This is a genomic window from Bacillus sp. 01N45 (genome assembly GCF_056399205.1).
In genome coordinates this window covers 349737-373794 of the sequence record NZ_JBFTQW010000003.1, presented here as the reverse complement: position 1 = coordinate 373794, position 24058 = coordinate 349737, and the positions used below count along the sequence as shown (strand labels likewise).

Annotated in this window: 24 protein-coding genes and 1 tRNA gene; 16 read left to right on the top strand and 9 right to left on the bottom strand. The window is 36.5% G+C overall.

The window, feature by feature from the left end:
- Positions 1–15: 15 nt before the first annotated feature.
- Positions 16–1251 (top strand): TcaA 3rd/4th domain-containing protein, encoded by a 1236-nt coding sequence (locus tag AC1DMU_RS09715; protein ID WP_088062524.1) that lies wholly within the window; start codon positions 16–18, stop codon positions 1249–1251.
- Between the two features lie 37 nt (positions 1252–1288).
- On the opposite strand, the gene AC1DMU_RS09710 is transcribed toward AC1DMU_RS09715, so the two are convergent.
- Positions 1289–1717 carry a hypothetical protein gene (locus AC1DMU_RS09710; protein ID WP_088062526.1) on the bottom strand — a complete coding sequence of 143 codons (429 nt, stop codon included), beginning with the start codon at positions 1715–1717 and terminating at the stop codon, positions 1289–1291.
- Between the two features lie 199 nt (positions 1718–1916).
- Between AC1DMU_RS09710 and AC1DMU_RS09705 the strand changes: the two genes are divergently transcribed.
- The 3 genes from AC1DMU_RS09705 (at position 1917) to AC1DMU_RS09695 (ending at position 4550) form a co-directional block, all read left to right on the top strand.
- Positions 1917–3251 (top strand): FAD-dependent oxidoreductase, encoded by a 1335-nt coding sequence (locus AC1DMU_RS09705; protein WP_079245213.1) that lies wholly within the window; start codon positions 1917–1919, stop codon positions 3249–3251.
- Positions 3252–3351: 100 nt separating this feature from the next.
- On the top strand, positions 3352–3840 hold the full coding sequence (locus AC1DMU_RS09700; protein ID WP_088062528.1) for a GNAT family N-acetyltransferase: 489 nt from the start codon (positions 3352–3354) through the stop codon (positions 3838–3840).
- Positions 3841–4139: 299 nt separating this feature from the next.
- The gene (locus AC1DMU_RS09695; protein ID WP_000996802.1) at positions 4140–4550 is read left to right on the top strand and encodes a DUF3908 family protein; all 411 of its coding nucleotides are present in this window, start codon (positions 4140–4142) and stop codon (positions 4548–4550) included.
- A 30-nt stretch (positions 4551–4580) separates the two neighbouring features.
- On the opposite strand, the gene AC1DMU_RS09690 is transcribed toward AC1DMU_RS09695, so the two are convergent.
- The 5 genes from AC1DMU_RS09690 to odhA form a co-directional block, all read right to left on the bottom strand.
- Positions 4581–6122, bottom strand: a complete 1542-nt coding sequence (locus AC1DMU_RS09690) for a SagB family peptide dehydrogenase (RefSeq protein ID WP_088062529.1) — start codon at positions 6120–6122, stop codon at positions 4581–4583.
- Positions 6123–6138: 16 nt separating this feature from the next.
- Positions 6139–8088 (bottom strand): TOMM precursor leader peptide-binding protein, encoded by a 1950-nt coding sequence (locus AC1DMU_RS09685; RefSeq protein ID WP_087984771.1) that lies wholly within the window; start codon positions 8086–8088, stop codon positions 6139–6141.
- Entirely contained in the window at positions 8085–10004 is a 1920-nt protein-coding gene (locus AC1DMU_RS09680; protein ID WP_088062531.1) for a putative thiazole-containing bacteriocin maturation protein, read from the bottom strand. The genes AC1DMU_RS09685 and AC1DMU_RS09680 overlap by 4 nt, the downstream gene beginning before the upstream one ends.
- A 125-nt stretch (positions 10005–10129) precedes the next feature.
- Positions 10130–11389, bottom strand: a complete 1260-nt coding sequence (gene odhB, locus AC1DMU_RS09675) for a 2-oxoglutarate dehydrogenase complex dihydrolipoyllysine-residue succinyltransferase (RefSeq protein ID WP_000569906.1) — start codon at positions 11387–11389, stop codon at positions 10130–10132.
- A 132-nt stretch (positions 11390–11521) separates the two neighbouring features.
- Positions 11522–14389 (bottom strand): 2-oxoglutarate dehydrogenase E1 component, encoded by a 2868-nt coding sequence (odhA, locus tag AC1DMU_RS09670; RefSeq protein WP_088062533.1) that lies wholly within the window; start codon positions 14387–14389, stop codon positions 11522–11524.
- 822 nt (positions 14390–15211) lie between these two features.
- Between odhA and AC1DMU_RS09665 the strand changes: the two genes are divergently transcribed.
- The 6 genes from AC1DMU_RS09665 (at position 15212) to AC1DMU_RS09640 (ending at position 17607) form a co-directional block, all read left to right on the top strand.
- Positions 15212–15421, top strand: coding sequence for a helix-turn-helix transcriptional regulator (locus AC1DMU_RS09665; RefSeq protein WP_000428506.1), 210 nt, complete (start codon positions 15212–15214; stop codon positions 15419–15421).
- 2 nt (positions 15422–15423) lie between these two features.
- Entirely contained in the window at positions 15424–15801 is a 378-nt protein-coding gene (locus tag AC1DMU_RS09660) for a permease (RefSeq protein ID WP_088062535.1), read from the top strand.
- A gap of 28 nt (positions 15802–15829) precedes the next feature.
- Entirely contained in the window at positions 15830–16012 is a 183-nt protein-coding gene (locus AC1DMU_RS09655) for a DUF3976 domain-containing protein (protein WP_001178300.1), read from the top strand.
- 134 nt (positions 16013–16146) lie between these two features.
- Positions 16147–16506: a hypothetical protein gene (locus tag AC1DMU_RS09650; protein ID WP_088062537.1), complete on the top strand. Its 360-nt coding sequence runs from the start codon at positions 16147–16149 to the stop codon at positions 16504–16506.
- 18 nt (positions 16507–16524) lie between these two features.
- On the top strand, positions 16525–16791 hold the full coding sequence (locus AC1DMU_RS09645) for a hypothetical protein (protein ID WP_142291692.1): 267 nt from the start codon (positions 16525–16527) through the stop codon (positions 16789–16791).
- 219 nt (positions 16792–17010) lie between these two features.
- A complete protein-coding gene (locus AC1DMU_RS09640; protein WP_141542783.1) occupies positions 17011–17607 on the top strand; it encodes a hypothetical protein in 597 nt (198 codons plus the stop codon).
- A 62-nt stretch (positions 17608–17669) separates the two neighbouring features.
- On the opposite strand, the gene AC1DMU_RS09635 is transcribed toward AC1DMU_RS09640, so the two are convergent.
- Positions 17670–17742 (bottom strand) — tRNA-Val (locus tag AC1DMU_RS09635).
- A 179-nt stretch (positions 17743–17921) separates the two neighbouring features.
- A complete protein-coding gene (locus AC1DMU_RS09630; protein WP_048526759.1) occupies positions 17922–18137 on the bottom strand; it encodes a hypothetical protein in 216 nt (71 codons plus the stop codon).
- Between the two features lie 407 nt (positions 18138–18544).
- Between AC1DMU_RS09630 and AC1DMU_RS09625 the strand changes: the two genes are divergently transcribed.
- From AC1DMU_RS09625 to calY, 6 genes are all read left to right on the top strand, one after another.
- Positions 18545–18772, top strand: coding sequence for a hypothetical protein (locus AC1DMU_RS09625; RefSeq protein ID WP_000251865.1), 228 nt, complete (start codon positions 18545–18547; stop codon positions 18770–18772).
- 155 nt (positions 18773–18927) lie between these two features.
- On the top strand, positions 18928–20214 hold the full coding sequence (locus AC1DMU_RS09620) for a D-alanyl-D-alanine carboxypeptidase family protein (protein WP_088062541.1): 1287 nt from the start codon (positions 18928–18930) through the stop codon (positions 20212–20214).
- Between the two features lie 193 nt (positions 20215–20407).
- Positions 20408–20977 carry a signal peptidase I SipW gene (sipW, locus tag AC1DMU_RS09615; protein ID WP_088062543.1) on the top strand — a complete coding sequence of 190 codons (570 nt, stop codon included), beginning with the start codon at positions 20408–20410 and terminating at the stop codon, positions 20975–20977.
- Positions 20978–21043: 66 nt separating this feature from the next.
- On the top strand, positions 21044–21634 hold the full coding sequence (locus tag AC1DMU_RS09610) for a TasA family protein (protein WP_088062545.1): 591 nt from the start codon (positions 21044–21046) through the stop codon (positions 21632–21634).
- Positions 21635–21790: 156 nt separating this feature from the next.
- Positions 21791–22606 carry a DUF4047 domain-containing protein gene (locus tag AC1DMU_RS09605; RefSeq protein ID WP_088062547.1) on the top strand — a complete coding sequence of 272 codons (816 nt, stop codon included), beginning with the start codon at positions 21791–21793 and terminating at the stop codon, positions 22604–22606.
- A 409-nt stretch (positions 22607–23015) separates the two neighbouring features.
- Entirely contained in the window at positions 23016–23609 is a 594-nt protein-coding gene (gene calY, locus AC1DMU_RS09600) for a biofilm matrix protein CalY (RefSeq protein ID WP_000053730.1), read from the top strand.
- 73 nt (positions 23610–23682) lie between these two features.
- On the opposite strand, the gene AC1DMU_RS09595 is transcribed toward calY, so the two are convergent.
- Positions 23683–24006 carry a helix-turn-helix domain-containing protein gene (locus AC1DMU_RS09595; RefSeq protein WP_088062549.1) on the bottom strand — a complete coding sequence of 108 codons (324 nt, stop codon included), beginning with the start codon at positions 24004–24006 and terminating at the stop codon, positions 23683–23685.
- Positions 24007–24058 lie beyond the last annotated feature (52 nt).

The following is a 24058-nucleotide window of genomic DNA, read 5'->3' as shown; positions in this document are numbered from 1 at the left end:
AAGGTGGTTGAATGGATGAATGTATGTACAAAGTGTGGGACTCAGCTTGAAGATGGTGTGCAATTTTGTCAAAGCTGCGGGAGGAAGAGGGAGAGTCTTGCAGTAAAGAAGAAAATGAGCAGCGGTACAAAGGTTGGCATTACAATTTTAACATTACTTGCTGTAGTGATTGTTGGACTGTATTTGTACGGATCATCGTATTATAAGCAGGCGGCACAAGTAGATCGGATCATTACTATTTTACAAGAGAGGAACGGGGAGAAGTTAGCTGAAATCGTCACGGCAGATGATCCATCAGTTACTGTAACGAGAGAGAGTCTAATGCCACTATTTTCGTATATAAAAGAAAATTCATCTTATGTGAATGAATTGAAAGAACAGTTGAGGATAGGTGAAAAACAAGGGAACGGAATCGAAAGAGCAGACTTTTCGTTAACGAAAGACGGAAAGTATTTCTTTTTATTTGATCGGTATAAATTGAAAGCGAAGACGTATTATACGACATTGCTTACAAATGAAAAAGGTACATCTTTAAAAATGAACGGAAAAGAAATAGATAAAACAGATGACAAAAAGTTTGAGAAGCAATATGGACCGTTTCTTCCAGGAACTCAAGTGTTTCAAGCAGAATATAAAAATGATTATGTGAAACTATCACGTGAAGAAAAGGTTGTACTTATGAAACAAGGTCAAAATAACGTAACGATAGATTTAACGTTGCAAGGACAATATATTACGGTTCAAACGAACGTGCCTGGTGCAACATTGTATGTGAATCAAAAACCAGTTACAGCGCTGGCAGGAGAAGAAATTACATGGGGGCCTGTAGCAACTGATGGAAGTGCGACGATTTATTTAGAACGAAATGGAGAAAGTGGAAGGGAAACGACAAAGGTAGAAACGGTAACGGCACTTTCGTCTTATAATCTTCCATTCGAAAAGAAAAGTGCGGAAAAAACAGTTGTTTACAATGTTACTCCGCCGCCTACGACTCGGTATGTATATAATGGTTTCATCTTCCCGGATAGTGATATTCGAAAACTAACGAGTGCAGAATTAACATATTTATCGAAAGAACAGTTGAAAATTGCTAGAAATGAAATATACGCAAGACATGGAAATATTTTTCAAACGAAAGATATGCAAGCGTACTTTTCAAAACAGTCTTGGTATAGAGAAAATCCGTATTTTTCAGGAACGTTAACCAATATTGAATCCTATAATGTGGAACTGATTAAAGCAAGAGAATAAACATGTGAAAAAGGTACAGTGCATAGCTGTACCTTTTCTATGGTTTTTTAGCTGAACCAGGATCCCTTGAAAAAAAGATATGAAAGAGGAATGTGACTTTACTTGCTCCTCCTGATGTACTTGCTTGCACATCAGATAATGCACTAGATGTTAACACACCTTCAGAATGAGGCGGTACCACTATTTTGAGGGCATCATCTGATTCTGATGATGCAGTAACTGTTATTGTATCATCAGATAAGTTTAAAATTTTTACAGTACCGATTGGTAAGATAGACTTGCCAGCGTGTGATGCTGAAGCGAAGTGAGAGCCTTTCCAAATCGTTTGTGCGAAGGTTTCATCATTAGATAACCAAGCGCGAGCGCTGTATAATGTTGCGTTAATGGAAAATTCTTGGTCAAGTGACACGGCGGGTTTCGGTTCTTGCGGTTCCTCTGGAGTTTGAGCGAGAAGGCCGGCACACATATATGTTTCACCTACTTTCGATAGTTACTGTTATAGCATATTAAACATGTTATTTATAAGACACGACGGCTACCTATTCAGGCATAGGTTTGTGCACCAAATTTGAAGATGAAATTATCTTTCTTTACAATGGAAGTAGGTGTTATTTCTGAAAAATATGGAAAACGTAAAGAGTATGTAGAAAAGAAGGAGTGGTAAAGTGAACTATGTCATTATTGGCGGAGATGCAGCTGGTATGAGCGCAGCTATGCAAATTGTTAGAAACGATGAAAATGCAACTGTTGTAACGTTAGAAAAAGGTGAAATTTATTCGTACGCGCAGTGTGGGTTACCATATGTCATTAGTGGTGCTATCGCTTCAACGGAAAAATTAATTGCGCGTAATGTGAAGACGTTTCGTGATAAATACGGAATTGATGCGAAAGTACGACATGAAGTAACGAAAGTAGATACGGAAAAGAAAGTGGTGTACGCAGAGCATACGAAGACGAAAGATATTTTTGAATTTCCGTACGATCGTTTATTAATTGCAACTGGCGTACGTCCTGTTATGCCAGAGTGGGAAGGTCGAGATTTGCAAGGCGTTCATCTTTTAAAAACAATTCCAGATGCTGAGCGTATATTAAAAACGCTAGAAACGAATAAAGTTGAAGATGTAACCATTATTGGCGGTGGTGCGATTGGACTGGAGATGGCAGAAACATTCGTCGAACTTGGTAAGAAAGTAAGAATGATTGAGCGAAATGATCATATCGGTACGATTTATGATGCAGATATGGCTGAATATATACATAAAGAAGCAGATAAACACAATATTGAAATTTTAACGAATGAAAATGTGAAAGCATTTAAAGGAAATGAAAGAGTGGAACAAATTGAAACGGATAAAGGTACGTATAAAGCAGATCTTGTTTTAGTATCGGTTGGAGTGAAGCCGAATACTGATTTTCTTGAAGGAACAAATATACGTACAAATTATAAAGGGGCAATCGAAGTAAATGCATATATGCAAACGAATGTGCAGGACGTATATGCAGCTGGTGATTGCGCAACACATTACCATGTTATAAAGGAAATTCATGATCATATCCCGCTCGGAACGACTGCCAATAAACAAGGGCGACTTGCTGGACTGAATATGCTTGATAAACGAAGAGCATTTAAAGGTACGTTAGGTACAGGTATTATTAAATTTATGGATTTGACGCTTGCAAGAACAGGTTTAAATGAAAAAGAAGCAAAAGGGCTACATATTCCGTATAAAACAGTCAAAGTAGACTCCACAAATATGGCGGGCTATTATCCTAATGCGAAACCACTTTACTTGAAATTATTATATCGTTCTGACACGAAACAATTATTAGGTGGACAAGTAATTGGAGAAGAAGGTGTAGATAAACGAATTGATGTGATCGCAATGGCACTTTTCAATAAAATGAGCATTCACGATTTAGAAGATGTCGACTTAAGTTACGCACCACCATATAACAGCGTTTGGGATCCAATTCAGCAAGCGGCAAGGAGAGCAGAATAGCACTTTTTAAGTGCTATTTTTTTCGTTAAAGGGGAATCATTATTTTTGGCGAAAGAAGCGAATTGGAAATAGTTATATATRGGGAAGGGGATCATTAAAAATGTTTGTAACACTTCAAACAGTTCAAGAATCAGAAAAAGAAATATTACGTAATTTATATGCACTATATCTTCATGACCTCTCTACATTCACTCCTAATATAAAGATTGGGGCAAATGGATTTTTTGAATACGAAGATTTGTACATGTTTTGGGAAAATGACGGAATCACTCCGTATTTTATTAAAAGTAATAATGATATTGTAGGATTTTTATTACTACTGGAACGTCCATTTTTGAAAAAAGAAAATGACTTTTGTATTAATGACATTTTCATATTGAATCAGTACAAGGGAAAAGGAATCGGTAAACAAGTTATTGAGAATGTACTAAAAGAGAAACGAGGACAATATTTCGTTATCGAACTTGTGAAAAATGTACCAGCTGTTTCTTTTTGGAAGAAAGTATATAGGGAGCTAAACATCGAATTTGATGAAAAAACACAGTTAATCAATGATGAAGAATGTCTCGTTCAAACGTTTAAAATATAATGAAATCGGTGCCTCTAGTAGATTAATTTGAAATTTAACTTTATCCTGCATTAACGGGCAGTAAGACCCCCACCTCAAAATTCAGCGAAAGCAAAGAAGCTAAGTGGGGGGCGGGCTGCTCGTAAAAGCCCGATTGGTGAAGGCTGATAATCAGTGGGGGATGAAGAAAACCCCCACTAATTAAAGTTTCATTTTATTTCGAATATACCGTTCGCCCTTGAAAACATAGTACTTATCGCTTATATTTTCATATAGTATTTATTTTTTAATAAAGCAATGATCGAACCAGGGGGCACAGTATGGCAATTAACATGAAAACAATCGAAGAATGGATTGCTGAATCAAACGCAAGACAAGAAGAAGACTTTGGAAACGTTGTTGAAGAAATGAAAGAAGTATGCGTCGGACTTGATAATGCGACATTAATTTATACGAAAAATGTATTTTGTTTCGGTAAGAAAGTAGAAGTATTGTTCTTCTTCCAAGATCATGTCGTGATTGGACAAGAAAAAGATGAATATGTTGAAATCGAAAAATTAAAGTATGAAGCAATTACACATAGCAACTTAAAAACAAATGACAAAAATACAACGTTAGAATTAAAGTTTGCTAACGGACAATCTATCAATTTAGATAGTTTAAATGATAACTACGGTACGAAAAATTGGTTATTCGCGAGACAAATTAAGAGTATTTTTAAATTAATCTAGTAAAAAAGCACGCCGTCCACCGGCGTGCTTCTAATTACGCAAATCCCCTTTTAACCAATTCCGCGCTCGATACGCCCCAACAGGAATTTGAATGAGAGACGTTTCATTTCCAGTATCTATCCCGTATAACTGATCACATGAATTTGTATTAAAACTTAGTAATGGATGCCCGCCCATCCCCATCGCGGTTGCGGCGAAAACGAGTTTATGAACGAGTATGCCAGCTTCCATTTGGTGAATACGGTATCCTCTATAGCCTAATGCATTTGTATAGTAATCTTTCTTTCCGACTACATGTAGGCAAAGCGGTACTTGAAAAAGATTTACGTTATCCATCGTCATACTGGATTGAAGGGGATAACGAAGGTCTCCATATCGAAGTGGCTGTATGGAATGTGTTTTACTGTTATAAGAATAAGCACCGTTCTCTATATCTTTTACGTTATAAAAACATCCATATAATGAGACCCGTGCATTTTCATTTACATACTGACCATCAAGGTCGTTGTAATAAGGGAAGGAGAGACTCGCTTCTTGTAGTAAAGTAGCGAGCTCGGCTGTATCCCATTTCGTGAAAGTAAAGTCAGCATCAGGGGAATACCGTTCTTTACAAAGTTGTAAGAAATCATACGATAACCGTTCTACTTGCGGCAACTGTACAGCGTGCGCATGATGTTGATAGTGCTCTTCATGATGTAGTGTTTGGAAGTGTGCTGTCGATTCAATCATAGAAGCTTCATTGATTTTTGTTAACATTGGATATTCATTTACATGTTTTGAGCGAACGAAATGTTCGTGTGCTAACGGCGGAATTTGCTGTAACAACTCATGAGAAGTAACTGTTTTATTTTCACGGTAATCATTGTGAAACCAATTCGTTTGCGGTTCTGTACTTAAAGGAACGACAGCATACACACTTTCTTCGCCTTCTGACAGTCCGAGTAAATGATTGATTGCACGGTCTAGAAACTGAAAGTATACGCCATTTGTGTAACCGAATTGTTTGGCACATGCAAGTAATTGTCCGATGAGAACACCACTATCTAATCCTTGAAGTCGATACGAAAAATTATTGTATTTAAAGTAGTTTTTCCAAAACATAGTGGATACGAATGCAGCGCCAAAACAAGACTGTATGTTACAACGGTTGCCAAGTGCTTCTGTAATGTAAGAATCGAAATTTCCTTCGCGAAGTAAAATAAGTCGGTGGTGCGCAGCGTCGTAATGGTAAATACCGTCTGGATAATCATCGATCTTTAAATATATATACAATTCATTTGGATATAAAGCGCCGCCTGAAGGGATAGATCTTCGGAATAAAATTTTTTCGCTATTTAGCTGACATAACTGTGTTAAACCAAATGAGGACCAAAGGTAATGACCAATCTCCTTCAAAGTAGGTGTAGTAGAAGAGTTAGGTAAAGATAATGGGATTTCTAAAGAGAGAGGAATGATAGGTACATTTCGGTATAATTTATAAGGAAGCGGTGCATCTTCCCAGTCCACTTCATGATTCGGCATAATTTCATCGATAGAAAAATGGAGATGATGTAAAAAAGTATCCAGCTGCATAAAATCCCCTCCTTTACTATGGAAACGGATGCGGATGTGGATTTAATTGTTCATTCGTTAAAGGTTCGTTTGTATATCCAAGTGTCATCGGCACAGTATATACTCTATCCAGTCCTGTAACTCGAATGAGATGGTGACCGAACGTCATCGGTAACATGCCTGGAATAATGACTTTTACGCAATGTAATCCGTTTTTTTCTATAAGAGGTACTGTTTGATCTACAACGATTACGTCAAGTCCAGATTGCTGCAGGCGGTTTAAAAGTTGATGAAGATCGGATGTTAAATCTAGATCAACTGATTGTAATGCATTCATTTCTTGGAACGATTGCACCGGGGCATCGTCACGTAAAAGAAAGTGAAGACGTTCTTCTGCTTCTTTTAATCCGTACAGCATACTATGGTCTTCCATTTTATTTACGAGATAAGGGTCTTGTAAGCAGTTTTCGTAGTGCTCTCTTTTTTGTTCGAGTTCATCGTCTGCTATTAGTAACATGCCTGCTATTTCATGGATGGCACTCTTTAAAGCGCGGACAGGGTCTAAATGAGAGCCTCCCGCACAAACAACGTTCATTCCATTTTCACGCGTATTTTTCGCAATTACCCATAAGCTTGGGATACCGTGTTCCATCGTTGCGTTAAAAGCATGTAATTCATACCCAGTAATCGTGTACAGCCGCTGAATCATTAATTGTAATTCCGTATCATTTGCTGAACTAAGATCAAGGCGAGGGAGAGGTAATTCGGCATACCAAGTGAGCAAAAAGGCGTCACGCTCTACAATTTCTAAAATGCCATGAAAAATTGCTTCTTCTAAACTACCACCAATTGCACATCCATTTGATGTTTCATACACGAAAGCATCTCGATGACCGAGGCTATAATAAGCAATTGATTCAGGAACTAAAAGTGGCCGGTTTTGTAATAAAGAGTAGCCCCATACCCAGTTTTGTTCATAGTCAGGATCAAACGGTTTAAACGGAAAACTATTACGATTATAATGTTCATTTGTATGTACACCGAGCAAGAGGGGATTAAGTGCATGATCCTCTAACTCACGAAAACTGCCGTGTACATTTGTCTTTTTTCCTCGAGGTGACATACCACAATATCGTTCTAAACCTTCTAAAATAGCAGTCGCTTCACTCATTGCAAATGAATGAGTTCGGCCTGCAACACCTTCATTTCCAAACATTAATGGCATGTTTATAATAACGTCAGCAAATGGTAATAAAGAATGCTGCATTTTTCCGTTCAACATACCGACGCGATAATCTAAATAATCTCTCGTTAAAAATGTGTTTAGTTCATGAATGGAACGACAGCGATATGCTGCTTCGCTTGTTTTTAAGCTCGGTTGTAACGAAATCGCTGCTGCATCTGCCGTATCATCAGGCAAATTGCTACATACAGGGCAGAGCGGATCGGGAAGAAAAGAATGCCGCGTACATTGCAGTGTTTGTAAGTTTAGTAAAATGAGTTCATTTTCTAAAGAAGAATGGTTATGAGTTAATATTTTCTCTGTTTCTGCACGAATAAGATGGCACATTTGTAACATACCATTTTGGGTGGCACGTACATCACGCCTTGTTACATTATCTGCCTTTAACGCATATTTCCGCTGTAGTGCCCACATTTCTTGTTGATCAAATCCAGCGATAAATCGGCGTCCATCAGAGCAGTTGGAACAGCCAGTTGCAAGAGGATGAATGTAAGGACCGATAATACCTTCACCAAATGAAGTGAATGCACGTAGCCATGGAATATGATTCGATCGAAACATTAGCTCGGCATCATGATGAATAGTAGAAGGAGAGCCATCATGTAATACGAGAGCGAGATGAATATTTTCAGGGAGTTCTTCTGTAAGGTTATGTTGGCGAATGATAGAATATTGTTTGCATAGTTGATCATGTACATAGTTTGCAAGTAAGCCATCTCCTATAAGCAATATATTTTGAGTCATAGACTGTCCTCCTTTGCAATTAATACACCGTACACACCATCTAAGTTTTCTTTCAAAAATGATTCAATGGCTAAATCAAACACGAATGGATAAAAATTATGTTCTTCTAAATGTTGCAAGGCAAGCTGCACAGATTGCACACCTGGAACTTCTTCTTCCGCTTGTATTTCCACTCTAAAAGAATCCGTGTCATATAAAATAATAGAGGATTCAGGCAAGATATTAGCTCTGTAAGGAGTCTCTTCATTTTGAATATGAAGTAGTGATAGTTGTAGTGCGTTTCGTAAGGCTAACGTCATATTAATATTAGATGCACCGTACCAGCGATCATTTATACCGACCCAAACGACAGGAAAGCTGAGAATCTCTTCACTCATTGCTATTTTAGGAGGTTCATGAATTGTAGAGAGAGCATCGTAATAAAATCTACAATGTTTATCATGAATTGCAGTTAAATCAATCGTCGTAATTTCTTCTAGCATATGTGACTGCCGCTCATACAATTTATTATTTAAATGTTGTTGTAGCGCCCGGTATACACCTTCTGTCATCGTTTCTCCAGCGCCAATACCGATATCATTATGTTCAGGAATAAGGCGGTGCATAATTTCCGCTACATATGTTTCAATTCCTGCTAAACCAGCTTCTCGGCGCGCTTCATTATGAGTTAAACCACCACAAGTCATAAGAGGCAGGAGGGAAGCAGGACCATCTGATAGTGGAGTAGCTACTTGAATATGGCATTGTGATAACGGTAATTGATATGAATCTTGTTCATCCCATACATGGAATAAACCAGCTTCTTTAGAAGTTAATGAGTCGAAAAAGCGGAATAAATCAGTTGAGGTATGTTGGTTGGACCGCTGCTCAAGTTGTTCAGAAAGATTTTCTATCGTATCAATTGTAAAACTTTCATCAGTTGCGAGAGGATGTTTTATAAAAGGATGCCATGCTCCTTCGAGTGTTTCGTAATTTAATAAAAAGAATTGTGGTTCTTTTTCTCGGTAAGAATCATCAGCGACATGCTTAAGTAATTCAAATACGATTATATTTGCTAACATTGCAGATGGAAGTGGTGAAAATGATGCTGATGAATGTTCATTTTGTAAAGTCGTTTCATGTAGCCGATGCCATGCGGATTCCCAGCATTCTTCACGATTAGCTGTTACGATAGGGCCGGCTATACCAAGTGCTGATAAACAGACGGCAGGTATGAAGTTCTTTCCTACTTCTCTACAAATCGTGTGAACTGCTCTTAGGCCTTCAATATCTCCATTTTGAGAAACATACAAAATCCAGTCGAAAGGCTCGAACACTTCATGCAGGGGACGATCAATTGTCGTATCTATTTCCTGAACTAGGACATGATCATCAACTTCATGTGCAAGTTCTACTAGCTCATGAATGCGATCGTAATTTGTTTCCTCATAATCTGTAACAAGGTAATGAAAGGTAGGTAATCCTGATTCTAATAAAGAAGAAACTAAGGAAGTAAGCATATCTCCAGAACCAATTATAAGGACGTTTGCCGCGCGATACGTTTCGAATTTTAGAGCGCCTGAATGAGAATCAGCTTCTAAAAATTCAATTTGTGAAGCGTATCTATCAAGTAATGCGCTATTTAATTCATGAGGTGCATCTTGACTTACATCCCGAACGAAACCATTTTCATATAAAATCTCTCCAATTTCAAATACACGATTTTGATAGGGGAGAGGGAGACCATCGGTTATTTCTGCTAAAGAATAATTCCCGTTAAACATTGGCATTAATTTTTCAATCCAGTTGTAAATTCCATCACCGTCCATACGAAATGAACTGGCATTATTTCGAAAATAGACACCCCCGTTTGAGTCGGGGAGGAAAAAAGTATCCTTATTTGCTTTAAGTTTTGCATCAATTGGAAGGTTATTCATTTTAATCCTCCTTACGTTCTAGGCATACATTATTAGCTTATGTAATGAAATTTGTCCCATATGAATGCAATAAAAAAAGGCTGTAGAATAATTCATTCTACAGCCTGTAATAGATTATTAATCTATCAACCTTCTAATAATAATGATTTTGGATCTTCAAGCATATCTTTAACAGCAACAAGGAAGCTAACTGCTTCTTTACCATCAACAATACGGTGATCGTAAGATAAAGCGATGTACATCATTGGACGGTTTTCCATACGTTCTGCATCAATTGCAACTGGACGTACTTGGATTTTGTGCATTCCTAAAATACCTACTTGTGGGCTGTTTAGGATTGGTGTTGACATTAGAGAACCGAATACACCACCGTTTGTAATTGTGAATGTACCACCTTGTAACTCTTTTAATGAAAGTTTGTTATCGCGTGCTTTCATACCTAAATTACGAATTTCGCTTTCGATTTCAGCGAAGTTTAATTGGTTAGCATCGCGTACAACTGGAACAACTAATCCATCTGGAGCTGCTACTGCAATACCGATATCATAGAATTTTTTAATGATAAGCTCATCGCCTTGAATTTCAGCATTTAATAATGGGAATTGTTTTAATGCTGCAACAACTGCTTTTGTGAAGAATGACATGAAGCCAAGACGTACATCATGTTTTTTCTCGAAAGCATCTTTACGCTCTTTACGTAATTCCATGATTGCAGTCATATCAACTTCGTTAAATGTTGTTAACATTGCAGATGTTTGTTGAACTTCTACAAGGCGTTTTGCAATTGTTTGACGGCGGCGGGACATTTTCACGCGCTCAACTGGTTTTTCGAATTCCGTTTTTGCAACTGGAGCAGGAGCTGGACTTTTTGGAGCAGCTGGTGCTTCTTTTGGTGCGGCAGCATGAGCTTGTACATCGTGTGGTCTCACACGTCCAAGTGGATCTGTGCTACGTACGTCGTTTAAGTCGATACCTAATTCACGAGCCATTTTTCTAGCAGCTGGTGATGCGATAGGACGGTTCGTATTCGGTAAACCTTGTAAAGTTGTAGTTTGCTCAGCATTTGGTGCCGCAGCTTTCGGTGCTTCAGTTGTTTCTTGTTTTGGCTGTTCAGCAGCCGGTGCAGGTGTACTTACTGCAACTGGTGCTCCGTTTGCATCTAAAATTGCGATAGTTGCACCAACTTCAACTGTATCCCCAGGTTCGCCTAGTAACTTCGATACAATACCTGAATCTTCTGCAATGATTTCTACATTGACTTTATCAGTTTCAAGCTCAACAACGCTGCCACCTTTCTCAACTTTGTCGCCTACGTTGATAAGCCATTGTGAGATAGTTCCTTCAGTAATAGATTCTGCAAGCTCAGGTACTTTAATTTCGATCATTTTAAATGTCCTCCCCTTATTTGCCTAACGGTGTGTTTTTTCTTCTTTTGTCTTCGGTAATCTCCATTTGTTAGCCTGCCCCCGGGCAGAATATCTGTCCGGGGAGCAAGCTAGAAACCTTCATTATTACTTTCAGTTGCTGAAAACTTCAATTTCTTGTTTATCTTGACGGAAGTTATACTTCACATCTAAAGCGTGTGCAACAATTAGTTCTTGCTCAGCTTTGTGAGCGAATGGATCGCCACCAGATGGGCTAGAGCGATCTGGGCGTCCAATGTAACCTGTTTTCACTTTATCTCCAGCAAGTTCAAACAGAATTGGAGCCATGTAATGCCATGCGCCCATATTACGAGGTTCTTCTTGAACCCAAATAATTTCTTCTAAGTTTTTAAAGCGTTTAATAATAGATTGAACTTTCTCAGCAGGGAATGGGTACAGCTGTTCAATACGAACGACATGAACTTCATCTAAGTTATACTCATGTTTACCAGACTCAATTTCTGCTGCTAAGTCAATCGCCATTTTACCTGTGCTTAAAACAAGACGTTTTACTTTAGTTGGTTTCATGCCAAGGTTTTCTTGTTCTAGAGCAGGTTGGAAACGTCCTTCGCTTAACTGACTAGCAGTTGAAAGCGTAAGTGGGTGACGTAATAAACTCTTTGGCGTCATCAATACTAATGGTCGAACAGCGTCTGTTCCTAAGATAGATGCTTGACGACGTAAAATATGGAAGTATTGTGCCGCGCTCGTTAAGTTTGCAACTGTCCAGTTATTCTCAGCGGCTAACTGTAAGAATCGCTCTGGACGTGCACTAGAATGCTCTGGTCCTTGACCTTCATAACCGTGCGGTAATAGAAGAACTAAACCAGATTTTTGACCCCATTTTGCTCTTCCTGCTGAAACATATTGATCAAATAATGCTTGCGCAGTATTTGAGAAGTCACCATATTGCGCTTCCCACATAACAAGAGTTTCTGGAGCGAATACGTTATAACCATACTCGTAACCAACAACAGCAGCTTCTGATAACGGACTGTTATGAACAGAGAAGGATGCATTAATGTTTGGTAAGCGATGTAATGGTGAATATGTTTCATTTGTATCAGTATCGTGTAATACGATATGACGGTGCGCGAATGTACCACGCTGTGAATCTTGACCAGTTAAACGAATTGGCGTACCTTCTTGTAAAATAGAAGCGAATGCTAATGACTCAGCAAGTGCCCATTCAATTTTACCGTTCTCTTCAAGAGCGTCTTTACGGCGTTCAAGAATTTTCTTTACTTTCGGATATACGTTAAAGCCTTCTGGCCAAGATAGTAGACCTTCATTAATTGCACGAAGTGAGTCAATCTCAACACCAGTATCAATTGGCTGAATGCCTTTTGCAACAACATCTGGCACTTTAACGTCAATTGTTGCAGCGCTCGTATCAGCTGGCGGTACTTGTGCATAGTCAGATTTTAATTGCTCTTGTATAAACTGAGTCATTGTTTCAACCTCATCTGCATTTAGAACACCAGCAGCTTGTAATTGATCTGCATAAATAGCTCTTACAGTTGGGTGATTTTTAATCTTTTTGTACACTTGTGGTTGCGTAACTGCTGGGTCATCCATTTCGTTATGACCGTAGCGGCGGTAACCAATTAAATCGATTAAGAAGTCTTTTTTGAACAATATACGATATTGAATCGCAAGGTTAGCAGCAGCAAGACAAGCTTCTGGATCATCAGCGTTCACGTGAACAATCGGAATATCGAAACCTTTTGCAAGGTCACTTGAATATTTCGTAGAACGAGAATCATAGCTATCAGTCGTAAAGCCAACTGCATTGTTTGCGATAACATGAATTGTTCCGCCTGTTTGGTACGCGTTCAATCTGCTTAAGTTCAACGTTTCAGATACAATACCTTGACCAGGGAATGCAGCATCACCATGAACTAAAATTACGAATGATTTTGAAGTATCTTGTTCTGGAAGACCAGATTTTTTACGATTCTCTTGAGCCGCACGTGCAAAACCTTCTACAACAGGGTTAACGAACTCAAGGTGACTTGGGTTATTTGCTAATGTAACGCGAGTGCTAACTTCTTCGTTACTAACGACTTGTTCTCTACCTAAATGGTATTTCACGTCACCAGTCCAGCCAGAATTTGCCACTGCGCCTTCTATTTTTGCATGTTTGAACTCAGCAAACATGTGACTATATGGTTTTTCTAATACGTGTGCAAGTACGCTTAGACGACCGCGGTGAGCCATACCAATCATGACATCTTCTACGCCGCCCTTTGCACCTTCGAGAACAATTTCATCTAGAACAGGTACAAGCATATCAACGCCCTCGATAGAGAAACGCTTTTGCCCAACGAATGTTTTATGCAAGAATTGCTCGAAACCTTCAACAGCTGTTAAACGTTTTAAAAGAGCAGTTCGTTTTTTATTTGATAGTGGTTGACGCAATGAATTTGATTCCACCATTTGATGCAACCACGCGCGTTCTTCACTATCTTGTATATGAGAAAATTCATAAGCTAAAGATTTTGTATAAACGTCTTTTAATCTATGAATTACATCAAGTGCAGTGTGAATACCTTCTGGTGCATCTTGCCATACTGTTTTCGCTGGAATCGCTTTCAAGTCAGCATCGCTCAGTTCGTTCATTGCTTTCTCAAGAAGAGATTGTCCATTAGCAGCATCTTCCATCGGATTGATGTGAGCCAACGTATGCCCGAATGAACGAATTTGTTCAACAAGCTGAACGACTTTAAGAATTTTTTCAATGTTCCCTGTGTTTTGAGGAGAAAAATGTGTTGCTGTGTTGTCCCCTGTTACGACATCATCTTGAAACGAAGGAGCTCCAAAAATTTCAAAAAGCTCTTGTAATTCCGGATCAACAGAACCTGCTCCAGTTACGTAAAGATCATATTGCTCAATAACATAACCAAGGTTCGGACCATGGAACTTGGCCCAAGGGTTTGTCGTTGTATTCTTCCTCGTCATTTGTTTAAACCTCCCAATGCATATAATCCTTTTTCCAAACAAAAGGTGCATTTTGCTCTTTTCAATAATTGATGAACCAACAATCAATGTAAATGTTTTCTTTATTCTTATGTTATTACAATAATTTACATAATACCAAACACTATTACTTATCTGTTTTGTAAAAAAACATTCACAATAACTTATCACCCAAGTTAATCTTTCATGTTATAAAGTAATTTCACAGAAAAATGGGGTGGATATATTTGGTATACCTACACGAATAACTAAAATTGTTGCATGTAAATATAAGTATAATAATTAGAATGTTTCGATAAAAATGAGTTCGAATTATGTATATTGAAATAATAAGCGCTTTCATTGATATTATACAACAATATAACGGAATATAGTATAAAAAATAAAAAATTATGAATTTATCGTAAACTTTATTTAGATAGTGTTAAATATTGAAAGGAAAGTGAAGGATTTCTACAAAAAAAGTTGCTAAACATAAAAAATGCTTCATAAACAGTTAGTTTCTATAAATATGACGAAAAACACCGTAAAACCAATAACGCATTTCGTGGAATAAAGAGATGAATGAAATATTTTAAAAGGATAAAACAAATAGGGAGATATTAAATTTAAAAAATAGAGAGGAGAAGATATAGTAACAATTATTTACAGTGTTCCGCGTTTCATTTCAAAATAGACGTGCTGAAATTGAAAAGTTTCTTCTATGTAAATAGAGTGAAACAAACTAAAATGCATGTAAAGGAAACTTGACGTAAAGGATGCTTTACATATATACTCACTGTAAGGAAGGAGGGAGAAATTTCCTTGGAAAATAAAATGGTTGAATACCGAAAAAAATTTGGACTATCTCAAGAAAAATTGGCTGAGAAACTTGGAGTTTCCAGGCAAACCATCATTTCAATTGAAAAGGGAAAATATGATCCATCACTTCCGTTAGCATTTGAAATAGCAAAAACATTTCAGACAACGATAGAACATGTATTTATTTATGAAGGAAAAGAAGAGGGGGAATAGGGATGAATTATTCACAAAAGTACTTTTTAATTATGGGAATTATTTTCTTTATTATGAGTGGAACCATGGTATTAGCGGGCATAATGACGCATTCCGCACCACCGGCTCCAACGTATACAGTACTTACGATGATGATTATGTGTTTCTGCTTAAGTTACTTACACCCGCAATTTAAAGAAAAAGATGAGCGAATGAAACTTATTCGTTATAAAGGAATGTTCTTCAGCTTTTTTGCGCTAACGGCATATTACCTTCTTTTCTCTTTCGGTTTAAATCTACACGTAATTACACTATCTGCGGTTGAACTATTAAACATACTTATGGCACTTACGATGAGTACAGTTTTTATCTCATTTGTTGTTTTATCGAAAAGATATTAAGATGGAAGAGAGAAAGGAAGATTAACATATGCAAATGATGTATGCTTTTGGCATTGGACTTGTATTATTTTTAGCCGTATTCTTATTTATTCGAAAAGACGTTCAAGGTGGGACGTTAACGAAAAGAGGCTTTTATAAAATGATCGGCTGTTTAGTCGTTATGTTTATAGCGATTATCGTAATGATCGTTTTAATAAATCAATCACTATAGAATATAAAAATGGAACCTTACTGTAGTAAGGTTTTTCTTTTTGATGTAAAATCCGAAAATTCCCACGACATCCATTTACTACATATAATGGATATTATATAATTTAATAAAATGATAGACAGGGAGCATAGTATATGAATAAAAAAACTATCTTCTTTTTATTAACATGCCTACTACTTATAGCTAGTATTACTTATATAATATGTAACAAACGAGAACAAGTGCCACCTATGTTAGTATGGGAGCACCAAGAATACTATGTTACGAATGAACCTGCCGAAGCTGAAAAAGTTGGACAAAGGCTCGGAGAAGTAACGAAGAAAATTGAAACAAGTAAAAAACCTACTAAAAACAGTGAATCCAACATAGTACAAGAAAAAACAGAAGTATTCACAATGATAGAGGAAGAAAAAAATCCTCACTCATCTTTAATCATAAAGGAGCCTTATAGTGACGAATATAGAGTAGTAAGACCGATGTTACATGTACTATAAAGTGAAAAGGGGACTCATATGCAGACAGTAACTTATCCATGGTCGTTAAGAAAAATGTTTGTTTTTTTCCTTTGCTTCATCCTTCCGCCAATCGGCGCAATTTATATTTTGATGAATCGAGAAGCGCTACAAAAGAGAGACTTCATTTTATATGTATTATTTGCTGCTATTAATATATCGCTTTGGTTATCACTTATGATCCTCGATCGGAGCGTGTGGATGGTAGCGGGTCATTATGTGTTCGGAGCAATTGTTATTGTTTTTTCGAATATGAATAAGAGATAAGCCAGCAACCTTAAAGTTGCTGGTTTTAATTTTGCTATTTATAATGAGGAAATAAATTTTTAATAGAGAGTAGTGGGCGTTATGAGATGGAAAGAGGGGACGTTTGAAAAAATAGACACGAATGACTCATATAAATGCTATACTAAAAAATGTTTGTAATGTCAGTTTCATACTATTATATAATGCTGACTTACTAGAAAAGATAAGAGGAGAATGAGCGTGCAAAAGATAAAGAAACTATTACTGTTAATGATGGTAGTAGGATTAACAGTAGGTGTTTTAGCAGGGTGTGCAAATCCGAAAGATACGACAGAAGAATTTTTAACAGCGATACAAAAAGGTGATATAGAAAAGGCTCGTACATTTGTTGAGAGTGACAAGGAATTTAACAAACTAAATGAAAAAACAGATGATGCTGAGGCAAAAGCAATGCTGAGTGCAATTACGAAAAACTTTAAATTTGAAAAGCTAGAAGAAGTATCGAAAAAGGATGACAAAGCAGAAGTGAAAGTGAAAATTACATCTGCTGATCTATCCGTTGCTGTAACAAAAGCAGTGGGAGAAGTTATGCCAATGGCCTTCGCTAGCGCTTTTAGCGAAGACAAAGAGCAATCTGAAAAAGCAATCGAAAAAACGATGACATCAGCAATCGTCAAACACTTATCAGATAAAGATGCAATCATGGCAACTCGCGAAGTTACATTGAACTTAAAGAAAAACAAAGATGGCGACTATAAAATCGTTGCAGATGATAACTTGAAAGAAGTATTGTTTGCTAATGCGAAGTCTTTGGAGAAGATGTTTCGTGGGAAGTGATTGATTTAGATAAAAAAGAGAAACCATATCACGTAGAAGGTTGATACGGTTTCTCTTTTTTATGACCCCGGAGAGGCTCGAACTCACGACCTCCACCCTGTCAAGGTGGCGCTCTCCCTGCTGAGCTACGGGATCTTCAAAAATGCGTATGTAACAGCATCTTTAATCTTTATGCTAAAGCAATTATATATAATTAACTGAAATTTTGCAATATTTTTATAGTAAGTTTTAAAAGGGAAATCATATGCAATTATGCGAGTAGTGTCTGAAGGGATAATGATGAGAAGAAGACTTAGTAGAATGTAGCGGTCATATTATTTAATGTATTTATCCAAAGGGTTTTCATCGCTTAAATCAACAAGTAAAGGACATAAGAATAATAAAGGTAGAGCGGCATTAGCATGATGAAAGGTGTCATTTGATAGATACTGCCTTCCAAAACAATACGGGCAATCTTTTTCAAATGTCACGAGTATTGACCATACATCTTTTATTGTCCACTTCGTTTTACAATACGTACAACGCGCCATAGAGTTCCTCCTCATTTTAAGTCTTCTTCTAGTATATTCCATTTTATTGTACTGAAGTCATTTGTATTTGGTGTGATAAAATGTAAGTTGTTTTGTTTTTTTATGTGGATTTATTTAGTCATTTATGATCAATTACATATCGTTTCATGTTTTTGCAGGATGATAGATTTTCAGCTTCAATATGCAAATTGGCCAATATATCCTTTTTACAATTTACTTAAAATCATGTATAACAGAGATACAAGATTATTTTACCCCGCTATTTGCGGACGGTAAGATCCCCACCTCAAAATTTAGCGAAAGCAAAGAAGTTAGGTGGTGGCAGGCTGCTCGTAAAAGCCCGATTGGTGAAGGCTGATTAAAGTTTCACTTTATAAATATTCAGTAGTAGAGGGAGAATTATTGTAATGGTAAGGAAAACGTTCAAGATGCGCGTATCTAGAAATAGAACGATTTCGATTAATGGCTCGATTCTTGATGTGGATGTTACACATGATGAGTTTTTACAAGAGTTTGTTGAGTGGGTCGATTCTAAAGGCTGGTCGTTTATGGGGATGACAGATGAGATTACACCCGAGGAAGCTAGTCAAAATTTAATAGATTCATTGATTGATGAGAAGGATAAGAAAGAATAATTCCTTCTTATTTTTTATTGTATATTTATGTTCTTTATCGTAAAAGTATGATATAGTAAAAAACAGTGAATGTTCTTCCAATTTAATACAATTCACATATAGATTGGTAGATTCAGTTTTTAAGCTGTGAGAGTATAGTGAAAAGGGAGAGTCATATGGTAAACTTTAAGAAAATTTTGGCTTTTGTTACCGTTATTTGTTTATTTTTTTTGACACCTATGACGTTACGTGCTGAGACGAATGTTGGAGTGAATCCAGAACAAGTGGCACCACCACCTGCGGAAGGACCAAATGTTTTTAGTCAGTTTGCAGCTACGATTGATGGGAAAACTGGAGATGTTTTGTATAACAAAAACGCACATCATCGTGCATTTCCAGCTAGTATGACGAAAGTGTTAACAGCGATTTTACTTATGGAGCATACGAAGCCAGAGGATCAATTTACGTTTTCACAATTAGCATTAGATCAAGAGAAGAGTAATTATCAAATTGAATTTCAACCTGGTGAGACGATTAATAGAAATACTGCGCTTATGATTTTAATGGTGCTGAGTGCAAATGATGTGTCGTATGCGATTGCGGAGCGTATTGGCGGAAATGTTGAGAATTTCGCTCATATGATGAATGAGAAAGCAAAGCAATTAGGGGCTACAGATAGTCACTTTGTAACGCCAAATGGATTGCATGATCCAAATCATTATACGACGCCATATGATATGGCCATGATTACGAGAGGTGTGCAAAAGTATCCTGAAATTTTACAAGCGATGAATACGAAAAGAACGACGGTTACGACATCTACGCAAACAGTTTCTATTTTTAATAAGTCTAATTATTTTGAAAATCCATATAGTATTGGCGGGAAGACAGGTTTTACAAATGAAGCGCGTAATACACTCGTTCTATTAAATGAGAAGGATGGCAATCGCATTATAAATGTAGTAATGGCTTCCCAAAGACCTGAAATTTATGAAGATTTGAAGCAGATGGCGGACTATTCTTTCGGTCAATTTGTGAAGCAAACTGTATTAGATAAACATAGCTGGCATCAAAAGGCAACGTATTTAAATAAAGATATTGATAGCGAGCTTGAAAAAAGTGCAGAGCTTATGCTTAAGAAAGATGAAGGTAAAAATGTGAGGACGATTTTCCGTGCGGCTTCATTAGATAAAGATTCTTTGTATCATAAAGGAATTCATCGTGGTGAGGTAGTTGGTGCAGTTGACATCACGAAAAATAATCAAACAATTGCGACGATAAATGTTCTTTCTAAAGAAGATGTTACTTTTGCGATGCCTAAAAAAGATACGGCTACGCCTGAAGTAAACGAATCAAATGTGAAAATAATAAGCATTGGGATAGGTGCCGCTCTATTATTTGGAGCTATTTTATTTGTAGTGCTACGCCGAAATACAACAAGAATGAAATCAGAAGAAAAATAAATTACTAATTAAAAGGCTGTGAAGAGACTTTGTCACAGTCTTTTTTTATATATTAAAAATAACTAATAATTGTAAATTTTATTATTGCATTTCTGTTTTGTTCGTTATATTATTTACTTGTGTTCTTGTTAAAGAACAAGAGTGAATATTGCATACTTCAAATAATATAAAACAACGGAGAGGGAGAGAAACGATGAAATTAATTTGGAAGGTGATTAGCAACGTTATCTCATTTGTTTTATTTGCATTGATGATTTGCTTAGCTTTTGTAGTTATTTCTTCAAAAGCGAGCGGTGGGGATCCAACAGTGATGGGATATCAATTTAAATCAGTGTTATCAGGATCGATGGAACCGACATTTTTAACAGGATCAATCATTGCGATAGAACCGACGAAAGATGGTTCTAAATATCAAAAAGGCGATGTTATTACGTTTAAAGAGAAAGATGACAAAATTATCACTCACCGTATTATCGGTGTGAAAGATACAAATGGAAAAGTAATGTATGAAACAAAAGGGGATAACAACAACGGACCAGATTTAGCACCAGTACTTGCAGAGAATGTAATTGGAAAGTATGCAGATATTACAGTTCCATACGTTGGTTATGGACTGAATTATGCGAGTTCAAAAGCGGGAGCAGCATTACTTCTCATTATTCCTGGAGTCTTTTTACTTGGCTATTCCGCAATTTCTATTTTTGGCGCTATTCGTAGCATTGACGGAGAAAAGAAAGATAAAAAAGTAGAACAATCCGTCTAGTTCGTTTGGTTATACTTTCCGTTTAGGAAGTTAACAAATATATATATATATTAAGGGGATATGGACATGACTTTAAAGAAAAAATTAGGAATGGGTATCGCATCAGCGGTATTAGGCGCTGCATTAGTTGGCGGAGGAACATTTGCATACTTTAGCGATAAAGAAGTGTCAAATAATACATTTGCGTCTGGAACACTTGATTTAGCACTGAACCCATCAACAATTGTGAAAGTGGATAATTTAAAACCAGGTGATACAATTGAAAAAGAATTTAAATTGGAGAATAAAGGTACACTAGATATTAAAAAAGTACTATTAAATACGGAGTATGATGTAGAAGATGTGAAGAAAGATAATAAGAAAGACTTTGGTGAAGACATTGAAGTAGTTTTCTTGAAAAATATAGATAAAAAAGATGAAGTAATTAAGAGAATGACATTGAAAGAGTTGAAGAGTAAAACAATGACTGCTGCAGAAAATGATTTAGTAAGTTGGTTATGGCCTGAGAAAGGTATTAAAGCAGGAACTAATGATTCATTTAAAGTGAAATTCCACTTTATTAATAAAAATGAACCTCAAAATGAATTCCAAGGCGACAAACTGCAATTAAAATGGACATTTGAAGCACAACAAGGCGATGGAGTGGAGAAAAAGTAATCATAAAAAGAGACTATCAAAAATGATAGTCTCTTTTTATGATAAAAGTGAAATGTACAAAGAAACATAATTTCTTATATCATTTTATAATTCACTTTATTATAATAAAGGTATAGTTCTTGATAAAGAACAAGTTGTTCGATAGGAGAGATTAAAATGCTGAAGCCACCTCGCAAATTCAAAAGGATGCTTATATTGCCATGTTTGTGTTCTATTACTTTTTATTTAGGCTCTCAAATGATGACTTATACAGAAGCAGCTTTCATTCATGAAACGAAAGTTGAGGCTACTATTTCTACAGCAAGTATTTTTCCAAAAACAGTTGATCAATTAACAGAACAAGCTAAGCAACATAAGGAAGTTATTTTGCGTGAGTATGAAGGGATGAAATTGAAATTAACCTTTACTTCCATTCAAGAGTTAGAGCAGGTGCTTGCTACGTGGAAGCAAGGGCGTGAGAAAATAGTTGCGGAAAGAGAATTGTTACAAAAAGTATATGTATCAATAGAGGGTCCTTATAATCAAGTGCAAGAAGAGTTAAAAGGAAATAAAAGCGAATCGAATAAGCCAGTATTCTCATATGTGAATGCTGGTTTTCATATAGTGAAAGACAATTGTGAGTATGTTGATAAAGAGGTAAAGTTACAGGTGATTGATAAACAAATTCAAGATTTTGAGAAATTACTAGTAGAGGAAACAGCAAAACAAGTAAGTGAGGCTAAGAAACAAGAAGAAGCGAAAAAGCAAGAAGAGAGTAAAAAGCAAGAAGAAGCGAAAAAACTAGAAGAGAGTAAGAAACAAGAAGAAGCGAAAAAGCAAGAAGAGAGTAAAAAGCAAGAAGAAGCGAAAAAACTAGAAGAGAGTAAGAAGCAAGAAGAAGCGAAAAAACTAGAAGAGAGTAAGAAGCAAGAAGAGGCGAAAAAACTAGAAGAGAAGAAACAAGAAGAACAGAAAAATAAAGATAGCAAGTAAATACAGCAACTTTTCAGAGCGAATAGAGGTTATAAAGCCGAATAGGTGAGAGAGCATTGCGACTCACCTATTCGGCGTGTCTTCTTTATTTTAACAATACACGTCATATACGAGAAAACTGGTTGGCAGCATGATGGTGAAAGATACTAATTAGTATAGATAGTGAAAATTAATTACGTTTTTCTTTGTTTCTCAACAAATTTCCGAAAATTTAAAATGATATTGAGAAATAAAAATAACTGAAAATACTAATAAAAAAATGTTGTATTTATATAGAGTTGTTCGTTATAATGAACTTAAGGTTTTTAAAAGAGAACGAATATTAGCTAAGCTAATATAGTTTTCTTTATGTCCCTTATTGAAAAATTATAGGGGGAAAAATATAAAAAACAGCTAGGGGGAATTGATTGTGAGTCTGAAAAAGAAATTAGGTATGGGAGTTGCATCAGCGGCACTGGGGTTATCTTTAATTGGTGGAGGAACGTTTGCATACTTTAGCGATAAAGAAGTATCAAATAATACATTTGCAGCTGGGACGTTAGATCTTACATTAGACCCTAAAACGCTTGTAGATATTAAAGATTTAAAACCAGGGGATTCTGTTAAGAAAGAGTTCTTATTAAAGAATAGCGGTTCATTAACAATTAAAGACGTTAAACTAGCAACAAAGTATACTGTGAAAGATGCAAAAGGTGATAATGCTGGTGAAGACTTTGGTAAGCACGTTAAAGTGAAATTCCTTTGGAACTGGGATAAACAAAGTGAGCCTGTATATGAAACAACTTTAGCTGATTTACAAAAAACTGATCCAGATCTTTTAGCTAAAGACATCTTTGCTCCTGAGTGGGGAGAAAAGGGTGGATTAGAAGCTGGTACAGAGGATTATTTATGGGTACAATTTGAATTTGTAGATGATGGAAAAGACCAAAATATCTTCCAAGGTGATTCATTGAATTTAGAATGGACATTCAATGCTAACCAAGAAGCTGGCGAAGAAAAATAATAAAAAAGCGGGTATCCCCCGCTTTTTTTTATAAAGAAAAAGAAGTGCTGGTTGTTAGCACTTCTTTCTATTATTATTTTTGATCGTGCTTCCATTTTGTAAATTCAAGAAATTCACGAAATTGTTCTTTGGAGACACCAGAGTTCATTGCGTCTTTAACAAGCTGTGTCCATTCGGAGTCTAGGTTAGTTTCCTTTGTTGTTTCATCATGAAGTAAAGTATCAACTGGAATTTGTAGAACTGCTGCGATCTTTTCAAGAAACTGAATGGAAGGGTTTTTTTGTAAATTTCGCTCTATAGAACTAATGTAAGATTTAGCAACACCAGCTTTTTCGGCAAGTTCAGTTAATGAAATACCTTTTTGTAAGCGAAGGCGTTTTATACGTTCTCCAATCATATTTGCGCACCTTTCTATCAATATGTAGTCGTCTTATGATGTCATTATTATA

Bases quoted from the DNA above. Each gene is read 5' to 3' on its own strand.
- AC1DMU_RS09715 (WP_088062524.1), top strand. From the start codon at position 16: ATGAATGTATGTACAAAGTGTGGGACTCAGCTTGAAGATGGTGTGCAA.
- AC1DMU_RS09710 (WP_088062526.1), bottom strand. From the start codon at position 1,717: ATGTGTGCCGGCCTTCTCGCTCAAACTCCAGAGGAACCGCAAGAACCG.
- AC1DMU_RS09700 (WP_088062528.1), top strand. From the start codon at position 3,352: ATGTTTGTAACACTTCAAACAGTTCAAGAATCAGAAAAAGAAATATTA.
- AC1DMU_RS09695 (WP_000996802.1), top strand. From the start codon at position 4,140: ATGGCAATTAACATGAAAACAATCGAAGAATGGATTGCTGAATCAAAC.
- AC1DMU_RS09690 (WP_088062529.1), bottom strand. From the start codon at position 6,122: ATGCAGCTGGATACTTTTTTACATCATCTCCATTTTTCTATCGATGAA.
- AC1DMU_RS09685 (WP_087984771.1), bottom strand. From the start codon at position 8,088: ATGACTCAAAATATATTGCTTATAGGAGATGGCTTACTTGCAAACTAT.
- AC1DMU_RS09680 (WP_088062531.1), bottom strand. From the start codon at position 10,004: ATGAATAACCTTCCAATTGATGCAAAACTTAAAGCAAATAAGGATACT.
- odhB (WP_000569906.1), bottom strand. From the start codon at position 11,389: ATGATCGAAATTAAAGTACCTGAGCTTGCAGAATCTATTACTGAAGGA.
- odhA (WP_088062533.1), bottom strand. From the start codon at position 14,389: ATGACGAGGAAGAATACAACGACAAACCCTTGGGCCAAGTTCCATGGT.
- AC1DMU_RS09660 (WP_088062535.1), top strand. From the start codon at position 15,424: ATGAATTATTCACAAAAGTACTTTTTAATTATGGGAATTATTTTCTTT.
- AC1DMU_RS09655 (WP_001178300.1), top strand. From the start codon at position 15,830: ATGCAAATGATGTATGCTTTTGGCATTGGACTTGTATTATTTTTAGCC.
- AC1DMU_RS09650 (WP_088062537.1), top strand. From the start codon at position 16,147: ATGAATAAAAAAACTATCTTCTTTTTATTAACATGCCTACTACTTATA.
- AC1DMU_RS09645 (WP_142291692.1), top strand. From the start codon at position 16,525: ATGCAGACAGTAACTTATCCATGGTCGTTAAGAAAAATGTTTGTTTTT.
- AC1DMU_RS09630 (WP_048526759.1), bottom strand. From the start codon at position 18,137: ATGGCGCGTTGTACGTATTGTAAAACGAAGTGGACAATAAAAGATGTA.
- AC1DMU_RS09625 (WP_000251865.1), top strand. From the start codon at position 18,545: ATGGTAAGGAAAACGTTCAAGATGCGCGTATCTAGAAATAGAACGATT.
- AC1DMU_RS09620 (WP_088062541.1), top strand. From the start codon at position 18,928: ATGGTAAACTTTAAGAAAATTTTGGCTTTTGTTACCGTTATTTGTTTA.
- sipW (WP_088062543.1), top strand. From the start codon at position 20,408: ATGAAATTAATTTGGAAGGTGATTAGCAACGTTATCTCATTTGTTTTA.
- AC1DMU_RS09610 (WP_088062545.1), top strand. From the start codon at position 21,044: ATGACTTTAAAGAAAAAATTAGGAATGGGTATCGCATCAGCGGTATTA.
- AC1DMU_RS09605 (WP_088062547.1), top strand. From the start codon at position 21,791: ATGCTGAAGCCACCTCGCAAATTCAAAAGGATGCTTATATTGCCATGT.
- AC1DMU_RS09595 (WP_088062549.1), bottom strand. From the start codon at position 24,006: ATGATTGGAGAACGTATAAAACGCCTTCGCTTACAAAAAGGTATTTCA.